The sequence below is a fragment of the Micromonospora sp. NPDC049799 genome, from assembly GCF_040656655.1.
GTDB lineage: Bacteria > Actinomycetota > Actinomycetes > Mycobacteriales > Micromonosporaceae > Micromonospora.
Genome location: NZ_JBFAMU010000521.1, coordinates 1 through 3,431 on the forward strand (window position 1 = coordinate 1; position 3,431 = coordinate 3,431).

The 3,431-nt window shown below is 73.7% G+C and carries 3 protein-coding genes; 1 reads left to right on the forward strand and 2 read right to left on the reverse strand.

Going from position 1 to position 3,431, the window contains the following annotated elements:
* Both AB0I76_RS25600 and AB0I76_RS25605 read right to left on the reverse strand, forming a co-directional pair.
* Positions 1-739: DUF72 domain-containing protein (locus AB0I76_RS25600; protein WP_357040372.1), on the reverse strand; the 739-nt coding region annotated here is incomplete at its 3' end.
* A 10-nt stretch (positions 740-749) separates the two neighbouring features.
* Entirely contained in the window at positions 750-1,502 is a 753-nt protein-coding gene (locus AB0I76_RS25605; RefSeq protein ID WP_357040375.1) for a PIG-L deacetylase family protein, read from the reverse strand.
* 178 nt (positions 1,503-1,680) lie between these two features.
* Here AB0I76_RS25605 and AB0I76_RS25610 point away from each other — a divergent pair, with 178 nt between their 5' ends.
* The gene (locus tag AB0I76_RS25610) at positions 1,681-3,126 is read left to right on the forward strand and encodes an endo-1,4-beta-xylanase (protein WP_357040378.1); all 1,446 of its coding nucleotides are present in this window, start codon (positions 1,681-1,683) and stop codon (positions 3,124-3,126) included.
* Positions 3,127-3,431 lie beyond the last annotated feature (305 nt).

Below are 3,431 nucleotides of genomic sequence, written 5' to 3' on the forward strand. Positions count from 1 at the left end.
GGCTGACCGGCACGCTGGCGCGTCGCGCCAGGTCGGCGAAGGCGACCGCGTCGACGACGGCCGCGCCGCCCGGGTCGTTGTTGAAGTAGACGTACACCGGCTCGTCGGCCGTGAACGTGTCGGTCAGCCGGCGCACCCACGAGGCCAGGGCCGCCCGCCCGTAGCGCGGGTGCGGTCGCGCCCGCCCCTCGTGCAGGCGCAGGTAGCCGAAGTCGGTGGTGCGCCAGCGCGGTGCCACCGGCCGGCCGAGCCGGTCGGCCCAGACCAGGGCCGCCCGCCGCCGCTCCAGCACCGCTCGGGTGGCGTCGGTCCACCAGGAGGGGTGGCGCGGCTCCACCGCGACCCGTACGTCGGCGGGAAAGAGGCGCAGGGTCGCGTCCAGCGCGTCCGGGTCGGCCGGCAGGGTGGGCGGCAGTTGCAGCAGCACCGGGCCCAGCCGGTCGCCGAGGGCGGTGGCCCGGCCGAGGAACCGTGCGACCGGTTCCGCCGGCTCCCGCAACCGCTTGATGTGGGTCAGGTAGCGGCTCATCTTCACCGCCACGCAGAAGTCGTCGGGCGTGCGGGCCCGCCAGGCGGCGAAGGTGTCCCGCTCCGGCAGCCGGTAGAAGGCGTTGTTGACCTCGACCGTGGCGAAGCGCGCGGCGAAGTGCTCCAGCCAGAGCCGCTGCGGCAGGCCGGCGGGGTAGAAGCGGTCCCGCCAGTCCCGGTACTGCCATCCGGACGTGCCGACCAGGATCATCGCCGTGCCCCTACCAGAGGTCGAAGTGGAACACCTCGAACGCGGCGCCGTGGCGGACGCCGAGCCGGGCGCCCACCGGTCGGCTCAGCCCCTCCAGGAACTCCTCCGCGTCGAAGCTGCCGTCGCCCAGCCCGCCCAGGTACGCCTCGTGCGCCCGCAGCGACGCCACGCCCCGGTCGAAGGTCGCCGTCACGTCCACGCCGTGTGCACTCCGCGGCGAGGCGGCGGCCCACACCTGGCGGACGCCGGTCCACGGGTCGAGGCCCTCGGTCAGCTGGTCGGGGAAGACCCACCGGTTGCCGGCGTCGCGGACCGCGTCCAGCACCGCGCGGCCGGTGGCGATGTGGTCGGCCTGGTTCAGCGCGTACGCCCCGTCCCAGGTGTCCCGGAAGTTGTTCGTGAGCACGATCTCGGGGCGGTGTCGGCGGACCGTGCGGGCCAGTTCCCGGCGCAGCGGCACCCCGTACTCCAGGATGCCGTCGGGCAGGCCGAGGAACTCCACGGTGTCCACACCGACCAGTGCGGCCGACTCCCGCTGCTCGGCCTCGCGGACCTCCCGCGCGCGCTCGGGAGGCATCCCGTCGATGCCGGCCTCGCCACTGGTGACCAGGCAGTAGACGATCCGCTTGCCCTGGTCGGTCCAGCGTGCGACGGCGGCCGCCGCGCCGAACTCCAGGTCGTCGGGGTGCGCCACGATCGCCAGCGCCCGCTCCCACTCCTCGGTCACCGGCTCCAGCGGCTGCGGTCGCGTCGCCTCGCTCATCGCCACCTCCGTCGTCAGCCCCGACCATCCTGTCACCACGGTCGGTTTCGCGCCTTCCAGGGCGCCGGCGGGTTGACCGACCCGGTCGGCTCTGACACGATGTGGTAGCGCTCCCATCGACCGACGTCGTACTCCCGCCGCCCGTTCCCGGGTGGCCCCGACGAAGGACAGAGGACGCATGCGCACCCAACCCCACCACGCCGGCCGTCGCCGCGCCGGCCTCCTGGCCGCCGTCCTGGCGGCCGGTGCGGCGCTCGCCGTCGGCCAGACCGTCGGCCAGCCCGAGCCCGCCTCGGCAGCCACCACCCTCAAGGCGCTCGCCGACGCGAAGGGCCGGGACATCGGTTTCGCGCTCGACCCGAACCGCCTCACCGAGGCCCCGTACCGGCAGATCGCCGACGCCGAGTTCAACCTGGTGGTCGCCGAGAACGCGATGAAGTGGGACGCCACCGAACCGAACCGGGGCCAGTTCACCTTCGCCGCCGGCGACCGGGTCGCCGACTACGCCGCCACCACCGGCAAGAAGCTGTACGGCCACACCCTCGTCTGGCACTCCCAGCTGCCCGGCTGGGCGAGCGGGCTGTCCGGGCCGGAGCTGCTCTCGGCCATGCACCAGCACATCGCCGGGGTGGCCGGCCACTACCGGGGCACGGTCGCCGCGTGGGACGTCGTCAACGAGGCGTTCGCCGACGGCGGCACCGGCGCCCGCCGGGACAGCGTCTTCCAGCAGCGCATCGGCGACAGCTGGATCGAGGAGGCGTTCCAGGCCGCGCGCACCGCCGACCCGGCCGCCAAGCTCTGCATCAACGACTACAGCACCGACGGGATCAACGCGAAGAGCACCGCGATCTACAACCTGGTCCGCGACCTCCGGACGCGCGGCGTGCCGATCGACTGCGTCGGCTTCCAGGCTCACCTGATCGTCGGCCAGGTCCCCGGCGACCTTCAGGCCAACCTCCAGCGCTTCGCCGACCTCGGCGTGGACGTCCGGATCACGGAGCTGGACATCCGGATGCCCACGCCGGCGACCGCGGCCAACCTGGCCGCCCAGGCCGCCGACTACAAGCGCGTGGTGAACGCCTGCCTCGCGGTCACCCGGTGCGCGGGTGTCACCACGTGGGGCATCACCGACCGGTACTCGTGGATCCCCGCGGTCTTCCCCGGGCAGGGCGCCGCCCTGATCTGGGACGACGCCTACGCGCCGAAGCCCGCGTACCAGGCGGTCAGCGAGGCGCTCGGCGGCGGCGTGAATCCGACCCCGACCCCCACCTCGCCGTCGCCAACCCCCACGCCGACGCTCCCGCCGCCCGGCTGCACCGTCACCTACGTACCGAACTCCTGGAACAACGGCTTCACCGCCGAGGTGCGCGTCCGCAACGACGGGCCCGCCACGGTCAACGGCTGGACGGTACGGTTCGCCCTCACCTCGGGTCAGACGGTCACAGGAGGGTGGAACGCCACGGTGACCCAGTCCGGCACGCAGGTGACCGCCCGCAACGCCTCGTGGAACGGCGCCGTCGCCCCCGGCGGCACCGTGAGCTTCGGCTTCCAGGGCACCCACGGCGGCACCAACACCTCGCCGACCCTGTTCACCCTCAACGGCGCGACCTGTCGCAACGGTTGACCGGCGAACCGCCCGTATCGGGCACGACGGCCGTCTACGGTGTGGTTAGAGAAGATCGCGTGTGGGGTACCACCCGCTGCACGACGGACCCCGGCGTACGGCGGGGCGGCACATCCGAGGGAGCACCCATGGCACTCAACGACGACGACATGACGACCACCAGCGGCGGCGGCCTCGAGGGTCCGGCCGACGGCGGTGCGACCCCGGGTCACCAGGACGGTGGCGCCGACGGTGGTGCCGAGGGTCCGGCCGACGGTGGCGCGACCCCGGGTCAGCAGGACGGTGGCGCCGACGGTGGTGCCGAG

Coding starts and splice junctions, on each gene's coding strand:
- AB0I76_RS25605 (WP_357040375.1), bottom strand. CDS start 1,502: ATGAGCGAGGCGACGCGACCGCAGCCGCTGGAGCCGGTGACCGAGGAG.
- AB0I76_RS25610 (WP_357040378.1), top strand. CDS start 1,681: ATGCGCACCCAACCCCACCACGCCGGCCGTCGCCGCGCCGGCCTCCTG.